Here is a 21,200-nt window from a genome sequence, read left to right as displayed (position 1 = left end):
TCTCAGGCATCGTCCTTCAACATGGATTTCGGTCCAAGCGGGTGATCTGCATGGGGGTACGGATGATGATGGTGGTCATGTCCGTGGTCGTCACCGTGATGGTGGTGATGTCCATGCCCGTGGCTGTGGTCGTGGGAGTGACTATGCGCGTGATCATGAGCATCCGCGTCCTTGCTATCGCACTCTCCAGTACACGTCACATCACACAGCTTGCACTCTGCTTCGTCGCCTAAGCCTTCCACATGGTGATGGTGACTTTCCTGAGGCAGGCCGATCTCAGCCTCAAATCCAAGAACTTGTTCTCTGTATTTACAGAGCTGGCAGTTCATGTTGTTTGAACCCTGAACAATCTCCGTCACACGCTCCTGCATGGTGTCGATGACTTTCGGGTGATCGTTCAGATAGCCAGCTTTGATAAACTCGATATCCGGATGGCGCGCTGCAACTTCATCGGTGAAGTTGTAAATACGCTGCACAAGAACGCCGGTGAACAGGAAGTATGGGAACACAACAATGCGCTTGTAACCAAGCTTAACAGCGTGCTCCAAGCCCGGCTCAACGAGAGGGAATGTTACGCCAGAATAGCAGGTTTCCGCCCAGCCAAAGCCAAAGCCTTCCCACAACATGCGGGTGATTTTGGCAACGTTGGAATTTGCATCCGGGTCTGACGCACCACGGCCAACCACCATAAGCAGGGTTTCTTCTGGCTTTACATCACCACCAGCTTCATCAATGGCTTCCTGAATGCGTACGCCTGCAGCCTGCACCATGCGCGTATCGACGGCCAGTTCACGGCCATATTCAATAGAAACTTCAGGATGTTTGGCCTGATAGGTGTTGAGCACAGATGGAATGTCGTTTTTTGCGTGCCCAGCTGCAAACAGCATACCCGGAACTGCAAGAATGCGCGTGCACCCCTGCTCGCGCAGATTGTCCAAGCCTGAATGGATCACTGGATTTGCGAACTCAAGGTATCCATAGTCCACAGGAAGATCCGGAAATCTTTCACGCATACCTTTTGCAAGGCGAGCAAATTCGGCAACTGCACCTTTGTTTCGGCTGCCATGTCCGCAGATCATGACGCCGAGCTTTTCTTCTGTTTTTATTGTCATTATGCTGGCTCTGCTTCTGTACCATCTGGGGAGAGAGCGCCATCGCTCTCAGCATTTTCAGGCGAGTTCTCTTCAGAGGAAGAGGATCGTTTTTTTGCTTTGGCAGCCAAGCCAGCGATGATTGCAGCGCCGGTGACTGCGGCTACGCCAATCCAATGGCTGTGGCCAGCAAGCTCACCTAAATGTCCCGCATGTGCAAAGGCAGCAGACGAGGAAAGCCCCATCACTCCTGCGAGGAGCGCGGGCTTCAAGAAATAAGACATGTTCTATCTCCAACATGCAGCGGTGCCTTCCATTGCCACTGGCAACAGGGGTTTATCGCTGTCATTTAAGGAGACGTCGCAAAGACAATAGATGGACCAACGAAATAGAACATCGGCCGCGCACCATAAGTCCGCAGCTTCACACATTATTTCGTCAGACAGCTTCGATTCTGGCCCCCGATGTGGGTCGACCGCCCCCGAAATCCATTTCAGTCCGTCACGGGACGCCGTCCATAGTTTTACGAGGAGCAAGTTAGTTGGCGCCCCTAGAGATAGCAAGATGATAATTTGCGCAATTGGTCGATACCAGAGGTTTTCTTAGGTGCAAAAATACGGGTAACTTGATCGAAGTGTTTGACTTACACCTGCATCTGGCATTGCTATTATAGGCAAGGCCCTAGCCTATCACAGGGGTCGCTTTTGTGGAGAATGCGTTATGAAAAAAGAGCTTGTCCTCACCGTCGTTGCTGATGACCGCCCAGGTCTGGTTGGTGAAATCTCCAAGGTGGTTGCTGATCACAAAGCGAACTGGATCGACAGTTCCCTCTCGCGTCTGGGAGGCCAGTTTGCGGGGATTGTTCGTGTACATGTTGAAAAGGCACAGGCAGCAGATCTTTCAGCCGCTCTGACCAAGCTTGAGTCTGTGGGGCTTACCATTGGCATTCACGTTCACAACACGGGTGATGCGCCAGCAGGTGCTCATGCGCTTCTTCATATTCTGGGACAAGATCAACCCGGCATGATCAGCCGTGTCTCCAGCGTGCTGGCAGATCTTCATGTGAGCATTGAAACTCTGGAGTCACTGGTTGAACCGGGTTCCATGAGTGGTGATCTTATGTTCCGCGCAAATGCTCGCATTATTATTCCGCCACATCTGTCGCCAGCAGAAGTCTCTGAGGCATTGGAAGGTATTGCGGCTGATCTGATGATTGACGTTGAACTCAATGAGGCAGCAGTAGAAGAGGACTGATCTCTTACACGCATCACGTTGTTCTCAGATCTCTCCCGAGTAATTACGTATTTACCCTCGATCCCTACCGGGATTTACGCTAGATATGGCTGTTTGGTTCAATTCCCGGGGAAGATCTGATGCAAGACACTGTTCGGACGATTACAGCGCTTCGCGGCCATGTATTCCAATTTAGCGGCGATCCGTTCTGCGATAATCCGGCAGAGGCACTGACAGACTGGTCTGATGGGCTGGTTGTTACCGAAAACGGTAGGATTACCGCAGTTGGCGACGCGGCAGAGCTTATTAAGACGCTGCCAAGTGATGCTGTGGTTCATGATCACAGCGGCAAATTCATTCTGCCGGGCTTTGTGGACTGCCATGTCCATTATCCGCAGACAGAGGTTATTGCTTCCTACGGCGCTCAGCTGATCGAGTGGCTCAACACTTATACCTTCCCAGCTGAAGCCAAATTTGGCGATATTGACTACGCACGCCGTGCTGCCGACATATATTTGCAGCAAAGCTTTTCAAACGGCATCACCAGTGCTTCCGTTTACTGCACAATCCATCATGAGTCCGTAGATGCGCTGTTTGAGCAGGCTGCGCGATACAACATGCGCATCGCTGCCGGTAAAGTCATGATGGACCGCAACGCGCCAGAAAACCTGCGTGATACGGCGCAGACAGGTTATGATCAATCCAAAGCATTGTTGGAGAAATGGCATGGGCAGGGTCGTGCGCTCTACTCCATAACTCCCCGCTTTGCACCAACTTCTACTCCTGAGCAGATGGAAGCGACCGGAGCGCTCTGGAAAGAGCATCCTGAAGCTTTGCTACAGACCCATACTTCTGAGAACCGTCAGGAACTGGAATGGGTCGGAGAACTATATCCTGAGCATCCTGATTACGTTGGCGTTTACGAACACTTTGGCTTGCTGGGAAAGGGCTGTGTGCTTGGGCATGGGATTTATCTGAATGATCGTGAAAAAGCGCTTATTCATGAAACCGGGACATCCATTGCGCATTGTCCAACCTCGAACACCTTTATTGGCTCTGGATTGTTTGATGTACGCGGTTCGCATTTTACACACGAGCCAATCACTGTAGGGCTGGCAACAGATGTGGGTGGTGGCTCCAGCTTCTCCATGCTGACCACAATGCGGACGGCCTATGAGGTTGCCCAGTTACAAGGCTACTCATTGCACCCGGTACAGGCCTATTATCTGGCGACGGTTGGTTCAGCCAAAGCGCTCTATCAGGAAAACCGGATCGGTAACATCAAAGTGGGTATGGAAGCGGATTTCGCTATTATTGACCCACTCTCAACACCACTAATCCGCCACCGCATGGCTTACGCCAATAACGCGATTGAGCAGCTGTTTATTCAGATGATCCTTGGCGATGATCGCGCGATTGCAGCGACTTATGTGGACGGCAAGCGGGTCTATTCTCAAGCAGGATAACGCTACGGTCAGAGCTGGTGATTGCATCAGCTCTGTTTTTCACTGTCGAGAGCACCTGCATCTTTTCCGAAGTACATAAAAGACAGCAGGTAGCAGAGCAGAGTGACAGCTGCTGCGGTGCCGAATACGTACTCATAGCTTTCCGTGAAAAGGAAGATCGAGCTGGAGATAGACATTCCTATTGTGCCACCCAGCATTTGCGATGTGATCATAACACCACTCGCCTGCCCCTTCTTCGTTAGCTCAACTGAGTCCACTGATGACTTCATTGATGGCAAGAACAACAATGGCATTGCCGCTCCCCATGCAAGAAGCGCGGGGAGCAGCAACCAATAGTTATCTTCGGCAATAAAGGCAGTTAGCCAGAGCGTAGAACTAGACAACACCAGCAAGCCCCACATAGCCGGCTTACGAACACCAAACTTGTCAACACAGACACCACTCAAGCCAGCTGTTGCTGCATTCATCACGACTGCCGACATCAATGCCAAGCCTGCGAAGAACGGGGCAAAACCGAGTTTATCCTGAAAGTACAAAGCTCCAAAAATGAACATTGCAATCTTGGAATATTGCGCCTGAAAGACCACAAATGCCGCAACTGCGAAGGAAGGCTTCTTGAAGAAACGCACTTGAATGAGCGGCGCTTTTATATGCAATTCATTCCAGAGGAAGATAGCTAGCGCGGACACCCCAACAACAAATGACAAGACGATATCTCTTGATGTCCAACCCCATTCCGGCGCTTGCATGATGGCCAGAACGAAGAAGAAAAGCCCCACAAGCAATGTGATGATGCCGAGCCAGTTAAAAGAGTAATCCGAAAGGCTTTTATCCTGTCCGTGAGCAATCCGTCCCCTCAACGGCGCAAATGCGATAACCAAGCAGACGATCAAAACAAAGGGTGGGTTGATCCAGAAAATCCATCTCCAAGAGAAATAGCTGGTGAAGTAACCACTCACTAACGGCCCTGAAGACAAGAAGTTGCAATTTGCAACTCACGTCCACTTGCACTCTACTACGATTCAGTACTATGAATCAATGAGTTGTAGAAAATTATTTGCCTCTGCCTACCTTGCATTTCGCTGCGAAACTCGTACATTTGCTTACAATATGCTGACAAGAAACGGTAGGCATAGCGCAAGCGATCTATAAGGGGATGAGGCCGTGTTTTGCACACGGTCATTAGAGAAGCCCAAAAGGTTGTCACAAGCTGTCAGGCCGTCAGAAACAGCAGCATTCGGGGACTAATTTTAACTTTTATTTTCGCACGTGTGGTGGTTCTTGTCATGGGCCGTCAGCGGGAGAGTTTTGTCTGATGCCCAATGTCACAAAACGGACGGTCGATGCAGCCAAGCCAACGGCGAAGAAGTACTTCGTCTGGGATGGTAAGCTCTCGGGGTTTGGGCTGCAGGTGATGCCAACCGGGCGCAAAACCTTCATTGTTCAATATCGCACACTAGAAGGGCGCTCTCGCCGGATGACCCTCGGCAAATACGGTGAGCTGACACCGGATCAGGCGAGGGGGCTGGCCGTCGATATTCTGGCCAAGGTGCGTAATGGGGAAGACCCAACCGTTAATCGCAAGATCATTCGTAATGCACCAACAGTTGATGATTTGCTTGATATGTATTTGAGCGAACATGTTGAGGTGCATAACAAACCAAAGTCGCTTGTTGAGATACGGCGTATTCTTGAACGTTGTGTGAGGAAGCCTTTAGGCAAAGCGAAGCTAGCCTCTGTCACACGGCAGGATATCTCGAAGCTACATCGCTCCATGCGCAGAACTCCGCGACAAGCAAACCATGTGCTAGCGATCATCTCCAAGGCGTTCAATCTGGCTGAAGTGTGGGGGCTGAGACCTGAGCACAGTAATCCTGTGAGGTTGATCAAACGCTATAAGGAAAATGAGCGCGACCGGTTTCTATCTGGTGAGGAGTTACAGCGCTTGGGTAAGACGCTGGAGCTTGCAGAGAAAGAAGGGCTCCCATGGATCATCAAGGCGAAACCGGAACACACAAAGCATCTGCGCAACGATATCGAGAAGCGGCGAACACCAGTTAACCCGATGGCGCTCTTCTGCCTCAAGCTGCTGCTTTATACAGGTGCGCGGCTGATGGAGATCGCTTCTCTTGAATGGAAGCATGTGGACTTTGACGAGGGGGCAATTGCTTTACCTTCGAAGAAAGGGGATGGCCGCAAACCGCATCCGGTCAGCGGGAATGTGCTGGACATCCTTTCCGATATACCGCGCTTGGACGGCTCCCCCTATGTGCTTGCCCGCATCAACGACCCAACACGGCACATTACCAAGGAGCTGGTGGAGAATGCATGGCAGCGCGTTCGCCATCATGCAGACATTCCAGATGTCCGCATTCATGACCTGCGCCATACGGTTGGCACCTTCGCCGCGCAATCAGGTAGCAACGCTTTCCTCATCAGTCACCTTTTACGCCACCGCAACGTGACCATCACCAACCGCTATGTGAACCACGATGCGCACCCTATCCGAGTGCTCTCAGAAACGGTTGGGGAGCGGATTGAGGCGGGGTTGAGGGGACAGTGATTGTGAGTTTACTCAGATTTGCAATAATAGGTTGTGGGTCGAGATTGAGTGTAATAATTTATATTATTGATTCATATTCGTTTTTTGGTGCTCATGATGTCACAATCAAACTTTCTTCACCTAAAAACCCTCAACTCTGATCTTTGCCGCCTTGGCATGGTTGCAGAGCAGGTGTTTGCTCTGGATGCAAATACATGCCTTATCAAAACACGACAGTTTACCGAATTTATGGTCAAGGATGTAGCTGCACGTGCGGCTGCTTATCGATCAGAAGACAAAGAAACCGCTTTTGCGCTCCTTAACCGATTAAGCCGTGATGGGATTCTGCCCAAGCAAGTTGCAGATCTTTTTCATGCTGTTCGAAAGCCGGGGAACGATGCAGCCCATGGTATTGTGGGAACATCTGGCCAAGCGCTCACTTCGCTTAAATTCTGTATGGTGTTAGGTGTCTGGTATCAGCGTAGCTATGGGCCTGAAGCAAATTACGAGCCGCCGCCATTCATCGTGCCCAAGGCTCCAAAGGTTGTTTCTGTCGAGCTTGCTGCAGAGATTTCAGACTATATAGAACAATCGAAAGTGTTCGAGGGTCGCCTAAAAGAATTGGCGAAGAATGAAGAGGAAAGAGCTGCAGAGCTTGATCAGGTTCGTCAGGAGGCTGAGAGAGCGGTAAGTTCTCTTAGTGACCTTGAAAAGCAAAATGCTGAGCTAGAAAAGGCCGTTGCAAAGCTTCAAGCACAAGCAGAAGAGCAAACCGAGCAACAGTTGCAAAAGCTGAAGACGCTTGGACAGAACGCAGCTGCAAAGCTTAAGCTAAACGAGAACGATACGCGTAAGTTGATTGATCGTCAGTTGCAGGATGCTGGCTGGGAAGCTGATACCTCTACTCTTCGCTATTCATCTGGTGCTCAACCTGAGAAAGGGCGGAATCAGGCAATCTCTGAGTGGCCAACTGAGGGTGGTCGTGTTGATTATGCCTTGTTCGTTGGTCTTGAATGCGTTGGGGTCATTGAGGCAAAACGGCAATCTGCAGATGTTCCAAGCGTGTTGCAACAGGCTGATGAATACGCGCACAAGATTAAGCTTGATGTCAAGCAAATGCTCCTAGATGCGCCTTGGCAACATGGGCTTGATGAACCTTACCGAGTGCCCTTCATCTTTGCTAGTAATGGTCGCCCATTCGTCCGACAGTTTAAAACCAAATCTGGTATCTGGTTTAGAGACGTTCGTTTGCACACCAATCATGCGAGTGTTTTGCCTAGCTGGTTTTCACCCAAAGATTTAGCCGGTAAGTTAAAGCAGGATACCGAGCAGGCCAATAATGCGCTTGCTGAAGAGGCTTTTGGGCAGACCAGCCTGCGCCCTTACCAAGAAGAAGCCATTGATGCGGTTGAGAAAGAAATCTCAGCTGGGAAACGCTCTGTGTTGGTTGCAATGGCAACGGGTACTGGCAAAACGCGAACTTGTATCGCTCTTATGTACCGCCTGCTGAAAACCAAGCGTTTCAACCGTGTTCTTTTTCTTGTTGATCGCACCGCCTTGGGAGATCAGGCAACTGATGCTCTCAATACAACCGAGTTTGAGGGCTTTTACAAATTCTCCCAGATTTACAATGTGGCTGGGCTTGATCAGAAACTGCCCGATGATGCAACGCAAATACACGTTGCGACAGTACAATCCCTTGTGGCACGCATTAACAATACAGAAGATCCCAAAGAACGCCTCACACCGGGTATGTATGATTGCATTGTTATTGATGAAGCACACAGAGGCTACACGCTGGATGCAGATCTGCGAGAGGGCGAGGAAGTTTATCGTGACGTGTCTGCCTATGAATCCGCTTATCGCAATGTACTCAGTTATTTTGATGCGGTGAAAATTGGCCTGACTGCAACACCAGCGTTGCACACACTACAGATATTTGACTGTGAAAAACCATCGTATTCCTATGGTTATCGCCAGGCTGTGGTTGAGGGCTTCCTAATTGATCATCTACCACCAAAACGCATCACCACCGCACTTGCAGAAGCTGGCATTACGTTCAACGGTGGCGAAGAGGTCGAGATCGTTGATCGCCACACAGGCGAAGTCACACTTCACAATCTGCCTGATGAAGTTGAGTTGGAATACGAGCTCGCCAAATTCAACCGCCGCGTTTATTCAGAGAATTTCAACCGCATTGTCTGCCAGACTGTCGCTAATGAAATTGCTCCTGATGCACCGGGTAAAACACTGATATTTGCCGCAACGGATACTCATGCCGATGACATTGTGCGGTTGTTGAAGGAAGAATTACGCGAAGAGTACGGCGACCTTCACAATGATATGGTGATGAAAATCACCGGCTCTGTGCGCGATGCAAAAGGACTTATCAAGAAATTCCGCAATGATCCGTTGCCTAAATATGTCGTCACGGTTGATCTTCTCACCACTGGCGTTGATATCCCTGTACTTGCCAATCTGGTGTTTGTGCGCCGGGTGAAAAGCCGCATTTTGTATGATCAGATGATTGGCCGTGCCACACGCCTTTGCCCCGAGATTGGCAAGCAGAACTTCCGCATTTTTGACGCGGTGGATCTTTATGCTGAACTACAGCAAATGAGCGATATGCGTCCGGTTGTTGTAAAGCCGAGCATCCCTCTGGCTGAGCTTATTGCTGATCTTGATCGCGCACCTAATGCGGAGGAGCAGGACTGGGTTGCCGGGCAAGTTGTAGTAAAAATGCGGGGACTTGCAAAACGTACGGATGAAGCAGGGCGAGAGGCGCTGGATAGCGCTATGGGTGGTGAGGCTGATTCTGTCATTAATAGTCTATCGCGCAAATCAGGCGCGGAGGTGAAAGACTGGCTGAACAAGCATCCTCGTGCATTGGAAAACCTCGTTCGTGCTCCGGTGAAGAAAGACCCGCTGAAGAATGGTGTGGCGATTTCTTATCATGAAGATCAGCTGCTTCATATTCGTGAAGTGTTTGGAGACAACGCCACACCGGAAAGCTATATCGAGAGCTTTGAGACCTATGTGCGTGAGAATATGAATAGTATTCCAGCGATGGTAGCTGTCACGCAAAAGCCGCGCAATCTCACCCGCAAGGAACTGACAGACCTAGCAGCTCAATTGGATGAAGCGCATTTTTCTGAGGCTATGCTCAGGGCTGCTTATGGCCGTGCTCGCAATGCTGATATTGCGGCTCATATCATCGGTTATGTGCGACAAGCTGCGCTGGGTGATCCGTTGGTGCCGTATGCAACGCGGGTGGAAAACGCCATTGAGAAGATTATTGGCTCGCGAGATTGGAAATCTAACCAAATTCAGTGGTTGCGCCGTATTGGCCGAGCGCTGAAAGATAAGCCTGTTGCTGACCCATCCTTGCTGAATCAGGGAGTGTTTCAGGATAAAGGCGGGTTTAAACGTATCTCGAAAGAGTTTGACGGGAAACTTGGTGATGTCTTGCAGGAAATCAACGAGGCTATCTGGACTTCTTCAGCTGCATAATCAATCTGCATAGCAAAATAAAATACGCTCCAACTGGAAGCCATAACCTATGAATACCAATAGTATCGTCCAGAAGCTCTGGCGCTTGTGTTCCGTTCTGCGCAAAGACGGCATCACCTATCAGCAATATGTGACGGAGCTGACCTATCTTCTTTTTCTCAAAATGATGGAGGAAAAGAGGAACGAGAATGGGATTTCAAAGGAGGTGGGTGCGATACCGACGGGGATGCGCTGGAGGGATCTGGTGAAGGCGGATAATCTGGATCGGCTGGACCTTTATCGCGATTTGCTTACCGCACTTAGCACAACCTCGTTTCGCCTTGGTGATGAGGATGTGCTCCTACGTAAACCTGTAGAAGTTGCAATCAGCAAAGAACAAGAGGAAGCTTTAGGCGAAGAAAAAGTAAAGGCTATTAAAGAAGCTCACGAGGAAGCAGTAAAGGCCTACAAGGCAGCCAAAAGAATTCCGAGGATGGTGCAGGACATTTTCGAGAATTCTGCCACCTTCTTACGTGACCCGGTCAATCTCGACAAATTGGTAGCCGAGATCGACAAGGTTGACTGGCATGATATTGAGCGTGACCAGTTTGGCGATCTGTATGAAGGGCTCCTACAGAAGAACGCAGAAGAGACCAAAAAAGGAGCGGGCCAGTATTTTACGCCACGTGTGCTGATTGATGTGATTGTAAATCTAATGCAGCCTCAGCCGGGCGAGCGCATTCAAGATCCAGCAACGGGCACAGGCGGATTTTTGATTGCTGCTGACCGCTATATGAAAGCCCGTTCAGATAACTATTTTGATCTGGGTGAAGAGGGCGCGAAGTTTCAAAAGGAGCAGGCCTTCCATGGTATGGAAAACGTGCGAGATACCTATCGCCTTTTGCTCATGAACCTTTATCTGCATGACTTTGATACCGGCCATATTCTGGCAGGTGATACGCTTTCTCCTGACGGAGAGGCTATGTGTAAGAAGAAGGTGGATGTGATCCTCACCAATCCGCCGTTTGGTCCTGCTGGGGGCAAACCGACACGGGACGATCTTTCCGAGACGGCCAATGTTTCCAGTTATCAGCTACCGTTTGTGGAACACTGCATCAGAGGCTTAAAGCCCGGTGGTCGTGCGGCCATCGTTATTCCTGATAATGTGCTGTTTGAAGATGGCAAAGGCAAAGCCCTGCGCCAAAAGATGATGCGGGAATGTAACGTGCACACCATCCTGCGTCTGCCAACGGGTATATTTTATGCCCAAGGGGTGAAGACCAATGTGATCTTCTTGCAAAAGAGCGCAGCGGTTGAGCTTGCCAGCCTGAAAACTGATGAGACGCAGAAGCTCTGGGTTTATGACCTGCGCAGCCAGATGCCCCAGTTTGGCAAAACTAGCCCGTTGACTGAAGACCATTTTGCCGAGTTTGTGAAAGCTTATGGAGCTGATGCGAATGGCGGAACAAAGCGTACGGATGAAGGCGAGGAAGGTCGTTTCCGTTGTTTCACTCGTGATGCAATTGCAGCGCGTGGTGATAATCTGGATATTAAATGGCTTCAGGATGATGAGGAAGAACAGGAAGAAGGCCTGAGTGAGCCGGAAGACATCGCTGCTGCTATCCTTGGGCATTTGACCGCTGCTATGAGCGAGATTGAAGCACTCTCCGCTGAGTTGGAAGACGGCGCTGACGCTGTGGGGGCAGAGCTATGAGTGGGCTTCCTGAAGGGTGGATTGGAACGACTTTAGGCGAAATAGTTAGCGAATCTAAGGTAAAGCTCAATCCGCAAAATTCAGATACAATGCCTTTCCTCGGCATGGATGACGTCGAAGCTCAAACCGGCCGAGTAATCAACGTAGCTGATACAGGTCAACTAAAGAGTAGCGTAATAACTTTCAATCGCGGAGATCTTTTGTTTGGTCGGCTTCGACCATACTTGCGAAAGATATTTATTGCGAATTTTGATGGCACTGCCTCTGCTGAATTTATCGTGATGCGAGAAAACGGAGCTAGTGAACTAACTTTTACACGAAATCAGTTATTTAGCTCTGAGTTTCTTGAATACTGCAACCGTGTAAGTACTGGGGATAGGCCTAGGGTTAGTTTTAAGTCCATTTCAGGGTTTCCGCTCAATCTTCCACCGCTTCCTGAGCAGAAGCGGATTGTGGCGAAGATCGAGAGCCTGACGGCAAAATCTCGTATAGCGCGGGAGAGCCTTGCCCGCATCGACACCCTCACCAAACGCTACAAACAGGCCATCCTCAAAAAGGCATTCAGCGGGGAACTGACGGCTGATTGGCGGAAAAACGCTAAATGGCCAGACTCAGCACAGCTCTTGGATTTTGCCGATAGTTTTTCCTATGGCTCTTCCTCAAAATCAGCAAAAGAAGGCTCTGTCCCTGTTCTACGGATGGGTAATATACAAGATGGAAAATTAGTATGGGATAGCCTCGTTTATGCGACCTCTGACAATGAAGTGGCTAAGTACCGCCTCCACAAAGGAGACGTGCTCTTCAATAGAACAAACAGTCCTGAATTGGTTGGTAAGACTGCTCTTTTTAAAGGTGAGCGTGAAGCAATATACGCCGGATACTTAATAAAGGTTCGTTGTAGTGAAAAATTGCTACCTGAATATCTGACCTATGCTCTGAATAGTCCGGAAGGGCGAGCTTATAGTTGGAGAGTAAAGTCAGATGGCGTTAGCCAGTCGAATATCAACGCAAAGAAGCTTAGAGAGTTTTCGTTTTCAATCCCTTCTATCCCAGAACAAAAAGAAATTGTCACCCGTATTGAGGTGGCATTTGGCAATATCGACCGACTGGCAGTGGAAGCCGAGCGCGCACTGCATCTCGTGGACAGGTTAGATGAAAAAATCCTCGCCAAAGCGTTTCGCGGTGAGTTGGTGCAGCAAGATCCTAATGACGAACCTGCCTCCGTGCTCTTAGAGCGCATCAAAGCAGAACGGGCAGCACAGCCGAAGGTGGTACGTAAAAAAGTTTCTCGCAAGAAAACAGAGATTTCCAAAATGGCAAAAACAGTTCTCGACGCCCTGAAAGAGGCAGATGAATGGCTTGAATCTCAGCGGTTGTTCCAGCTTTGTGGGGTCAAAGATGGAACGAGCACGGGAGAGATAGAGCTTATCTACCAACAGTTGTTGGATCTTGAAAGACAAAATAAAATTGAAATCAAAGCCGTTCGGAATAAAGATGATATCAAGCAAACAGATATGGTTAGATTCGTGGCATAGGATTTTATGCGGCTAGATAAATTTAAGATTGGGAGTGCGAAGGATAGTCCGGCGCACTCCTATAAAAACCTAAAAGATATTAGCATTGATTTTGATGAGAAGCATTGGGTTACTGTTGTCATCGGCTGGAACGGCACCGGTAAATCCAACGTACTCGAAGCACTATCGATTATATTTCGAGAGCTGATTAGCCCAAGCAAGACGAACAAACCCCAGATCGACTTTGCCTTCGAACTTTCCTATGAGATCGGGAAGGGCGAAAGAGCTCGAAAAGTGTTTCTGGAAAATGATCCAGACCGCAAGTCTGAACAGCTGAAAGCTCGGGTTTCTTACAGTGAAAATGCGGTACCCGGTATACTGGACGATCTTTTTGCGGATGAGAACGGAGCCGCTCTGAGGTTACCAGCGTTTCTCAAAGATCCAGATAACCTTCCACGTTTCGTTTTTAGCTATTACTCAGGTGAAAGTGATCGTCTGCAAAACGTCTACACGCCATATCTGACGAAATACGACAAGAAACTGCGTGCCGGAGACGATCCTGGCCTCAAGCGCTTATTTTTTGCCCTGCCTGAGCACAGTCAATTTGTTCTGCTGGCCTTTTTGATTGGTCAGAGCGACGTTGTGAGTGAGTTTCTGGAAAAGCAATTGAGCTTGGAACCGGAAAGCGGGCTCGACTCAGTCCTGTTTGTTTTGCGCCAACCTCCATGGACTTCGAAAGAGGGGGATGAGCGTTTCTGGAATGCGAAAGGTGTTGTGCAGGGGTTCCTTAACCGACTGATGGACATCGCCATTTGCCCTGTCGATATCAAGCGAACCGAAGTCGTCTCTCAGTGGGGAAACAAAAAATCTCTCGAGTTTAAATATCTCCTCGTAAAGGACCTTGGTGCCCTGAAGGAGCTTGTTGGCGAGCAAGAGCCAGCCGAGTTCTTCCGCGATCTTGAAAGCACACATGTTTCACAGCTGATTGAAGATGTTCGCATCAATGTACGTGTAAAGAAGAACAAGACGCCGGTTACGTTTAGCGAGTTAAGCGAGGGAGAGCGGCAGCTTCTCACAGTATTGGGCCTTATGCGTTTCACCGCAGGGGAAGAAAGCCTGTTCTTGCTAGATGAACCTGATACTCACCTCAATCCAAGGTGGAGTGTTGATTATCTCAATTACATCCAAAAGTTCATTGCAAGTACCGATGATGAGCAAGAAGACACCAGCCATATTGTTCTCACTACACATAATCCTATGGCGATTGCTGAACTTGAGCGCGAACAGGTCCAGATCCTAAGCGTTGATGAAAGTGAGAAGCATAGGCGTGTTGTTGCAAGCTACCCAGAAGAGAGCCCTAAGGGGATGGGGTATGCGTCGATTGTGACGAGTGAGATGTTTGGGATTGCATCTACACTCGATCAAGACACTCAGGATTTACTTGAAGAACAACGTGAGTTGGGCAGTAAGGACAAACTTTCTTTAGACGATGCTGAGCGGCTCACCAAAATCAACAAGGATCTGGACCGCCTAGGTTTTAGGTTCTTTCATCCAGACGACGAATATTCACGTTACTTGCGCCTGCGTAGTAGTGCTCTCCAGCAGCGTTTCAAAGAACAAGAGCGCACAGATGTTGCTGAAGGGGTGTCTCGCTTATCCCGAGAGGAGCGCGAGGCGATTGCGAGTGATGTTATTGCAGACTTGTTGGCTCAGGGTGATGAGGATAACGAGTGATGCGGTGGATTGATCAAGATAAAATTCAGTTACCAGAAGGTTGGATAGACCGAGCCGCGCGAGCAAAACAGCGTGTCATGGTAGATGGTGCTAAGCCCGACGGCTCCTCAGAAATCTGGAGGTGCTTAAAAGATCCCTTCGCAGCTGTTTCCGATAAACGGTGTTGGATTTGTGAAGCTCCTGCTGCTAGATCTGATAATGCAATTGATCACTTTCGTCCCAAAAACCGCGTGGCTGAGGCTTTGGAGGAGCACTCAGGTTATAAATGGCTGGCGTTTGAGTTGAGTAATTTCCGGTACATCTGCACGTTCTGTAATAGTAAGCGTAAAGATAGGAGTGGGGGCACCGAAGGCGGCAAGGCAGATCATTTTCCACTTGAGGACGAAGATTCACGCGCATATTGCGAAGATGATGATATTGATGATGAAGCACCATTACTCCTTGATCCTTGTGAAGAAGGAGAATGGAAACTTTTAGGATGCTCAGTAGAGTCTGGAAGCCCTGTGGCGGCGACTGATGACCCCAACGAATGCGCGCGCGTTAGCGTTTCTATTTTGCTATATCATTTGCATCAAGATGCTTTGAACAAAATGCGGCTGAGCCAAATTAGGGATTTAGATCAGAAAATTGTAGCTGCGAAAGATCGATACTATGAGTTGGATGGTTCCGCTAAGAGGCAAAAAAAATATAGAGATGCTTTGAAGCCAATTCTTCGTATGATTTCCCCTGGCTCTGATTTTAGCGGTGAAATGTACAACCATCTGAAAAAGCGACGCGTTACTGAGCATCCTTGGTTGCAGACATTGTTAGGCTAGTATCCTATGACCATTCCCGACTATCAAACCCTGATGCTTCCTGTTTTGCGACTTGCTGAAAATGGGGCTGTTCGTGTGACTGATTTGGTCATGCCGATTGCTGCTGAATTTTCGCTCACCGCAGAAGACCTTGAAGAACTGTTGCCAAGTGGACAAACGCGACGCTTAAACAATCGTATCCATTGGGCGAAGACTTACCTTTCCAAAGCAGGCTTGTTGGAAAGCCCTAGCCGAGGGTATTTTGTGGCGACGCAAGAGGGGCGAAAAGTACTTGAGAGTTCGCCTGATCGCATTAGCAATGAGTTTTTGACACGTTACGAGAAGTTTCAGGATTTTCGCGCTCGTGGGAAAGAAACTGGTTCCACTAAGAATGGTGTAGATCTTTCGTTGTCTGACGATCCAGCTACGCCAGAAGAGCAAATTGATAATGCCTATGCAACGCTTCGCTCATCGCTTGGTACTGATCTTCTTGAACGAATACTGCAAAATTCTCCAAGTTTTTTTGAGGGACTAATCATCGAGCTGATGATTTCCATGGGGTATGGCGGTTCTCATGCAAGGGCCGCTCGCCAGCTTGGCCGATCTGGTGACGGCGGTGTTGATGGGGTGATCGATGAAGATCGCCTTGGTCTTGATCGTGTTTATCTGCAAGCCAAACGCTATAAAGCCGATAACGTGGTAGGTCGTCCAGATGTTCAGGGGTTTGTGGGTTCTCTTGTTGGGCTGGGTGCTAACAAGGGGATTTTTGTCACAACATCCAGCTTCAGCAAGCAAGCGCAAGAATATGCAGAAGGACTGGTTCAGCGGATCATCCTGATTGATGGTGCTTCGCTAACCAAGCTCATGGTTGAGCATGGCGTTGGCGTACGTACCAGCCGGACCATTTCCATTCAGCGGATGGATGAGGATTTCTTTGCTGAAGAGCTGTGAGATATGCGCTAGCCTTCCATAAAGCTCTTAGGAGAAGGTAAGCTGATGGATGAAGAGTGTCAGGAACTTCTGGGGCTGCACGACTTGTCTTTTAGACAGGCGTTTGTGAGAACTGTTTGCCAAGCACCTGAAGTTTTGGAAGCTATCAATTCCGTTCAAGCTGAAACGCCAAGCTTTGGGCCAAGTTCTGAAGCAATCATTCGGTATTGGACCTTTAACAAGCACCCAAGATGGCCAGTCATTGTGGAGCCTCGAAAATGGGCATTCGATTTAACGCGGGAAATCAAAGCCAAATATACTCGTGTGAGGGGGAAGACACGGGTTGTTCGAAAAGCGCGGAAGGCATCCTCTCCAGAGGTTCGAGAATATTTTTTGGCAGTGTTCGGGCGCTATGAAACGCTTATATCTCAACTCGCTACGGGCAAACTGGTTGCGAAAGGTCGGGATAGGCCAATTGCTGAAGAGACACTCATTCCCCCAGAGCTTTGGACTTATACCCATACGCGGGTTGGAATTGAGAGTTGTACCTTAGGCCGCACAAATACGCGTAAGTGGGTGCAGGTCGCAGAAGGTTTGAAGATCTACCATCCGAGTAAACTGAAAGATGAGGCATGCTTGCCAAAGCAGGCAAGCTCAGGGCGTCCCAAAAAGTATCTATGGGACGAGGCCTATGATGCTCTTGTTCTCAAACTTGGACAAGAAGGCTTTCCAGAAAATGGCGCTCAACTTGTTTCCATGTTCCTTGACTGCTTTCAGGTTATGCGAGGTGCAAGTGTCCCAGATGCAGAGCAAGTCAGAAACTGGCTAAAAACGAAGAAGATTCAGCTTTGGCGTAGGGTTGTTGATGGGGATGGGTAAAATGGTTTTATCCCCTTTTGACTGCTAGGACTGCTGACACCTCGTCATGATCCCATCATCGCAAATGAGCGGAGATGATGGTTATGAGGACGGAACTGAACAGCGTTGAGAACGCCTTGATTACAGAGGCGGCGGCGGCGGATTATCTTGGAATTTCTATACGGACCATACAGGCGTGGCGGGTGCGCGGCGGCGGGCCTAAATATGTGAAGTTGGGCAAGTCGGTTCGCTATCGGCCTTCTGACATACAGGTATGGATTGAATCTCATTTGACAAGCTCCACAAGTGAAGTGGGGGCGAGGTCATGAGACGGCGGCACAATCCCCGCGTTGCTTTCCAGCGAATCGCCAGAGCTGCTTTATTGCATGGTGATACGATCTGCAGGCAGTGGCTCCCCGGTGGGCGGCTTTGTGGCTGCGAGTATACCGTGAAGAACCCGCGCCGGATGGATCGCCGTGCCGGGTCATTCAAAGTCAACGTTGCTTCTGGCTTGTGGTGTGATTTTGCCACTGGTGAAGGTGGGCGGGATTTTATCAGCCTTGGAGCCTATCTGTTTTCGCTCTCGCAAAAACAAGCTGCTTGTAATCTGGCGGACATGATTGGTGTGGATGCTTATGAGTAATCCGTTTGCTCCAATTAAACCAACTCAAGCATCAAAGCCGAAGCGGGAACAACCTCAGAAGGTGATTGTAATGCCGGTGTCAGATGGGGCACCGGAGCCACATGCCTTTCATCCTAAGCTTGGGGTTCCTTCACAGTGCTGGACATACCGCGATGCAGCGGGTGAAGTGCTTGGGTATGTGTGCCGGTTTGATGAGGCCGAGGCGGGGAAGAGCTATCGCCCTTTGTGTTTGTTCCAAGTCGCAGGGCAATTGAAATGGCGGTGGGAGACGTGGCCGCATCCAAGGCCTCTATATGGTTTAGACCTACTTGCCAAAACTTCGGATATGCCTGTTGTCATTGTTGAGGGAGAAAAGGCTGCAGATGCTGCCAAGCAATTGTTATTGAGACATGTTTGTATCAGCTCACCTAGTGGCTCCAATGCAGCTAAGAAAGCGGATTGGTCTGTGCTTCAAGGGCGAGAGGTCGCCATCTGGCCTGATGCGGATGAGGCTGGGCTGAAATTTGCTGATGATGTTGCGGGTTGCCTTGAGAAGGTTGGGGTTGCAACTGTATCGGTTCTTGTGCCACCGGATGATGTTGCCAAAGGCTGGGATGCGGCGGATGCTTTGGCAGATGGATGGACGTCAGAACAAGCTGAGGCCTTCGTATTGTCTTCTCAGGCAAAGGATGCGGAAGAGCGAGAAGCTAAGCCACGTGTGCGTGGTGTGAGTTTGTTATCAGTCGCGCAGGATCTGGAGCTTTGGCACTCACCGCAGAAAGATGCCTTTGCCACTGTGCTGGTGAATGATCACTATGAGCATTGGTCGGTTGAGAGCCAGAGTTTCAAACGTTGGTTGGTGGGGCGGTATTATGAGAAGACCGGGCTTGCACCTTCAACGCAGAATCTAGGTGATGCCTTGCGCGTGTTTGAGGTGCGGGCGTTGGAGCAAGGTGCCTGCCATGTGCCGTTTATGCGGACTGGCTGGCAGGATGGGGAAAGTTGGCTGGATCTGACAGATGAGAACTGGCGAGCGGTCCGTATCAACCGCAACGGTTGGAGGGTAGTACAAAATCCAGCCATCAAGTTCATCCGCAAGCAGACTATGTCGCCGTTACCCGTGCCTGAAAAAGGATATGGCATTGAAGAGATGCACCATATTATCAATGCGGAGGAAGAGGACTGCAAGCTTATTCTTGGATGGATGGTGGCGTCTCTTTGGGGGCGTAGCCGTAGCTATCCGGTATTGGCGCTTGGAGGAGAGCAAGGCAGCGGCAAGAGTACTATGGCGCGGCTGTTGCGGTCGATTACAGATCCTTGTGCGGTTTCTGCGTCTTCACTTCCCAAAGATGAGCGTGATCTTATGGTGATGGCGCAAAACGGGCATGTGCTTAATTTCGATAATGTCTCGAAAATGGAAGGCTGGCTCTCTGATGCAATTTGCCGGATGGCGACGGGGAGTGGGTTTATTTCTCGCAAATTGCACACGGATGGAGATGCCTATTGGTTTCAAGGGGCGCGGCCTGTGCTGCTTAATGGCATTCCCGCGCTGACTGAGCGGGCTGATCTGGCAGAGCGAGCGCTTTCTGTTCGTCTCAAGCGGATTGATGAGGTGGGCCGTCAGCCGGAAGAGCTGTTCTGGCAAGAATGGGAGCAGCTCAAACCGCGTATGCTTGGCGCATTGCTGGATGCGTTGAGCGCAGCTATTCGCAGTATTGAGAGTGTGCGTTTGGAGCGCCATCCACGCATGGCGGACTTTGCGCGGTTGATGGTGGCTGCGTCTTCTGGCCTTGGTTGGGAAGAGGGTGAGTTTCTGGAGGCTTATGAGAGCAACCGGCGTGGTACAGCAGAGGCCGTCTTTGAAGGTGATCCGGTTGCTGTGGCGCTTCATGAGTTTCTCATGGTTCGGCAAGGTGGTGAGAGTTGGGTGGGCACGGCAACTGAGCTGCTGGCTGAACTCAATATGATTGTGTGTGACCAGATCAGATCCTCACGTTTCTGGCCGACAAAGGTGAATGCGTTTGGCAGTGCGGTGGATCGGGCAGCGCCACTGCTGAGGCAGAAGCGTATTCAGGTGCTGAAGAAGGCGACGGGTTCAAAGCGGCTGATCTATCTGGATGTGATTTAGCCGTTTTCCCTTCAAGACATCATGGGTCCTTCCTGGGCTTTCCCTTGACTGCGGGTAGTTCGAGACCACGGCGCAAGCGGCTATGTGGTTTTCGCGAGGGCTTGGTGTTGATGTTCTTGTTGTTGTTCTCCCTTTTTGGCCCCGCTAATCCTATGGGTTTGTGGAGGAATTCAGTTTCATTGCATTGACACCTTGCGCCAATCATCGCATGCTCATCTTGAGGCATCAGAACCTCTTTTCAAGTAGCGGTCACCGCAGCCGTTAATCCGCGGTCTTTTTGTGTCTGGAGTTCGTTCTCCAAACGCAAACTCTCGCTTATGGGCGGGAGGGCGGTGAATATAATACCCTTCGCGGGGGAATAAACCCGCCTGTCTACTTGCAGGTTCTGAACCTCCCGCTCACCAGTGGGTTGTCAGAAGCCTTCTGCTGAGTGGTTGTTCAACACCCAAAGTAGAGGGCTTGAAATGACAGAAACTGGTAAAGAGAAATGTGCCCATACGTCCCTTCGCAATGAAGTGGATCAGCTTAGCTTAGCAACTAACCACCTCAAAAATTTAGTTTATTCCATGAGTGTGGTTTTGAGCGAACGCATGGAGCATACACAGGAATATGAAGCGTTGTTGACGCTGTTTGATACTGTGCGCAATCACATTGAGGATGTGCAGGGAAGTAGCGAGAAGATTTCCGAGCTGCTCGAACCTTGCGCGCTGGAAGTCTCCAAAGACTAAAAATACGGAATGAAGAGGGGCCTTGCCTCTCACGGAATATTCTGGCTTGGGAAGCGTGATGCTTCTCAGGCCTTTTTTGATTGGTGACTAGCAGACAGGTCCTAGTTGTATTGCCTTTGCTGCAGCGCGTTTGTGATCGATGCCGCCTAGGAAACGTTGTGCTCGTTTGACTGGATCACCCCAGTATTGGTCTGGACCGAGATGTTTTTGGCGATTTAGCTCAATGGTGTCTAGAGCTTGTCGCGTTTAATCGGTCATGTATCCAGCTGTTTTGAAGAAGTTGTTGCACTCTTGCTTTGTGAAGAGGTCGCAGACTTGGCCTACGGCCTGCCACAGTGCTTGATAACTTCTTGCTGC

Annotated in this window: 17 protein-coding genes; 14 read left to right on the top strand and 3 right to left on the bottom strand. The window is 49.8% G+C overall.

Features of this window, described 5'->3' with window-relative positions:
• Nucleotides 1–2 precede the first annotated feature (2 nt).
• Nucleotides 3–1,112, bottom strand: coding sequence for a sirohydrochlorin chelatase (locus tag PsAD37_RS03725; protein WP_063294993.1), 1,110 nt, complete (start codon nucleotides 1,110–1,112; stop codon nucleotides 3–5).
• Complete coding sequence (locus tag PsAD37_RS03720) at nucleotides 1,112–1,375, bottom strand: DUF6732 family protein (protein ID WP_063286606.1); 264 nt, start codon at nucleotides 1,373–1,375, stop codon at nucleotides 1,112–1,114. Before PsAD37_RS03720 ends, PsAD37_RS03725 begins: the two co-directional genes overlap by 1 nt.
• A gap of 436 nt (nucleotides 1,376–1,811) precedes the next feature.
• On the opposite strand from PsAD37_RS03720, the gene PsAD37_RS03715 reads away from it, so the two are divergent.
• Together PsAD37_RS03715 and guaD are read left to right on the top strand one after the other, a co-directional pair.
• The gene (locus PsAD37_RS03715) at nucleotides 1,812–2,345 is read left to right on the top strand and encodes a glycine cleavage system protein R (RefSeq protein WP_057461659.1); all 534 of its coding nucleotides are present in this window, start codon (nucleotides 1,812–1,814) and stop codon (nucleotides 2,343–2,345) included.
• A gap of 119 nt (nucleotides 2,346–2,464) precedes the next feature.
• Nucleotides 2,465–3,790 carry a guanine deaminase gene (gene guaD / locus PsAD37_RS03710; protein WP_063294992.1) on the top strand — a complete coding sequence of 442 codons (1,326 nt, stop codon included), beginning with the start codon at nucleotides 2,465–2,467 and terminating at the stop codon, nucleotides 3,788–3,790.
• A 26-nt stretch (nucleotides 3,791–3,816) separates the two neighbouring features.
• Here the strand turns inward: guaD and PsAD37_RS03705 are convergent, their stop codons facing one another.
• Complete coding sequence (locus tag PsAD37_RS03705) at nucleotides 3,817–4,671, bottom strand: MFS transporter (RefSeq protein ID WP_208991671.1); 855 nt, start codon at nucleotides 4,669–4,671, stop codon at nucleotides 3,817–3,819.
• 434 nt (nucleotides 4,672–5,105) lie between these two features.
• Between PsAD37_RS03705 and PsAD37_RS03700 the strand changes: the two genes are divergently transcribed.
• The 12 genes from PsAD37_RS03700 to PsAD37_RS03640 all read left to right on the top strand — a co-directional run bounded on the left by PsAD37_RS03700 (nucleotide 5,106) and on the right by PsAD37_RS03640 (nucleotide 20,843).
• Nucleotides 5,106–6,353 carry a site-specific integrase gene (locus tag PsAD37_RS03700; RefSeq protein WP_063294991.1) on the top strand — a complete coding sequence of 416 codons (1,248 nt, stop codon included), beginning with the start codon at nucleotides 5,106–5,108 and terminating at the stop codon, nucleotides 6,351–6,353.
• Nucleotides 6,354–6,449: 96 nt separating this feature from the next.
• Complete coding sequence (hsdR, locus tag PsAD37_RS03695) at nucleotides 6,450–9,842, top strand: type I restriction-modification system endonuclease (protein ID WP_208991670.1); 3,393 nt, start codon at nucleotides 6,450–6,452, stop codon at nucleotides 9,840–9,842.
• A 49-nt stretch (nucleotides 9,843–9,891) separates the two neighbouring features.
• Nucleotides 9,892–11,535 (top strand): N-6 DNA methylase, encoded by a 1,644-nt coding sequence (locus tag PsAD37_RS03690; protein WP_063294990.1) that lies wholly within the window; start codon nucleotides 9,892–9,894, stop codon nucleotides 11,533–11,535.
• Nucleotides 11,532–13,070 (top strand): restriction endonuclease subunit S, encoded by a 1,539-nt coding sequence (locus PsAD37_RS03685; RefSeq protein WP_063294989.1) that lies wholly within the window; start codon nucleotides 11,532–11,534, stop codon nucleotides 13,068–13,070. Before PsAD37_RS03690 ends, PsAD37_RS03685 begins: the two co-directional genes overlap by 4 nt.
• A 6-nt stretch (nucleotides 13,071–13,076) precedes the next feature.
• Entirely contained in the window at nucleotides 13,077–14,783 is a 1,707-nt protein-coding gene (locus PsAD37_RS03680) for an AAA family ATPase (RefSeq protein ID WP_063294988.1), read from the top strand.
• Nucleotides 14,783–15,598, top strand: coding sequence for a hypothetical protein (locus PsAD37_RS28280; RefSeq protein WP_063294987.1), 816 nt, complete (start codon nucleotides 14,783–14,785; stop codon nucleotides 15,596–15,598). Before PsAD37_RS03680 ends, PsAD37_RS28280 begins: the two co-directional genes overlap by 1 nt.
• A 6-nt stretch (nucleotides 15,599–15,604) precedes the next feature.
• Nucleotides 15,605–16,528 (top strand): restriction endonuclease, encoded by a 924-nt coding sequence (locus PsAD37_RS03670; RefSeq protein WP_063294986.1) that lies wholly within the window; start codon nucleotides 15,605–15,607, stop codon nucleotides 16,526–16,528.
• A gap of 45 nt (nucleotides 16,529–16,573) precedes the next feature.
• Entirely contained in the window at nucleotides 16,574–17,386 is an 813-nt protein-coding gene (locus tag PsAD37_RS03665) for a hypothetical protein (protein ID WP_063294985.1), read from the top strand.
• 74 nt (nucleotides 17,387–17,460) lie between these two features.
• The gene (locus PsAD37_RS03660) at nucleotides 17,461–17,694 is read left to right on the top strand and encodes a helix-turn-helix domain-containing protein (RefSeq protein ID WP_208991669.1); all 234 of its coding nucleotides are present in this window, start codon (nucleotides 17,461–17,463) and stop codon (nucleotides 17,692–17,694) included.
• Entirely contained in the window at nucleotides 17,691–18,008 is a 318-nt protein-coding gene (locus tag PsAD37_RS03655) for a hypothetical protein (protein WP_063294984.1), read from the top strand. The genes PsAD37_RS03660 and PsAD37_RS03655 overlap by 4 nt, the downstream gene beginning before the upstream one ends.
• A 70-nt stretch (nucleotides 18,009–18,078) precedes the next feature.
• Nucleotides 18,079–20,115, top strand: a complete 2,037-nt coding sequence (locus PsAD37_RS03650) for a DUF6371 domain-containing protein (protein WP_208991668.1) — start codon at nucleotides 18,079–18,081, stop codon at nucleotides 20,113–20,115.
• A gap of 464 nt (nucleotides 20,116–20,579) precedes the next feature.
• Nucleotides 20,580–20,843: a hypothetical protein gene (locus PsAD37_RS03640; protein ID WP_063294981.1), complete on the top strand. Its 264-nt coding sequence runs from the start codon at nucleotides 20,580–20,582 to the stop codon at nucleotides 20,841–20,843.
• The last annotated feature ends 357 nt before the right edge of the window (nucleotides 20,844–21,200 follow it).

The sequence above is a fragment of the Pseudovibrio sp. Ad37 genome, from assembly GCF_001623075.1.
GTDB lineage: Bacteria > Pseudomonadota > Alphaproteobacteria > Rhizobiales > Stappiaceae > Pseudovibrio.
The sequence above is the reverse complement of the archived record's forward strand: the minus strand, read 5'-3'. Positions and strand labels throughout refer to the sequence as shown.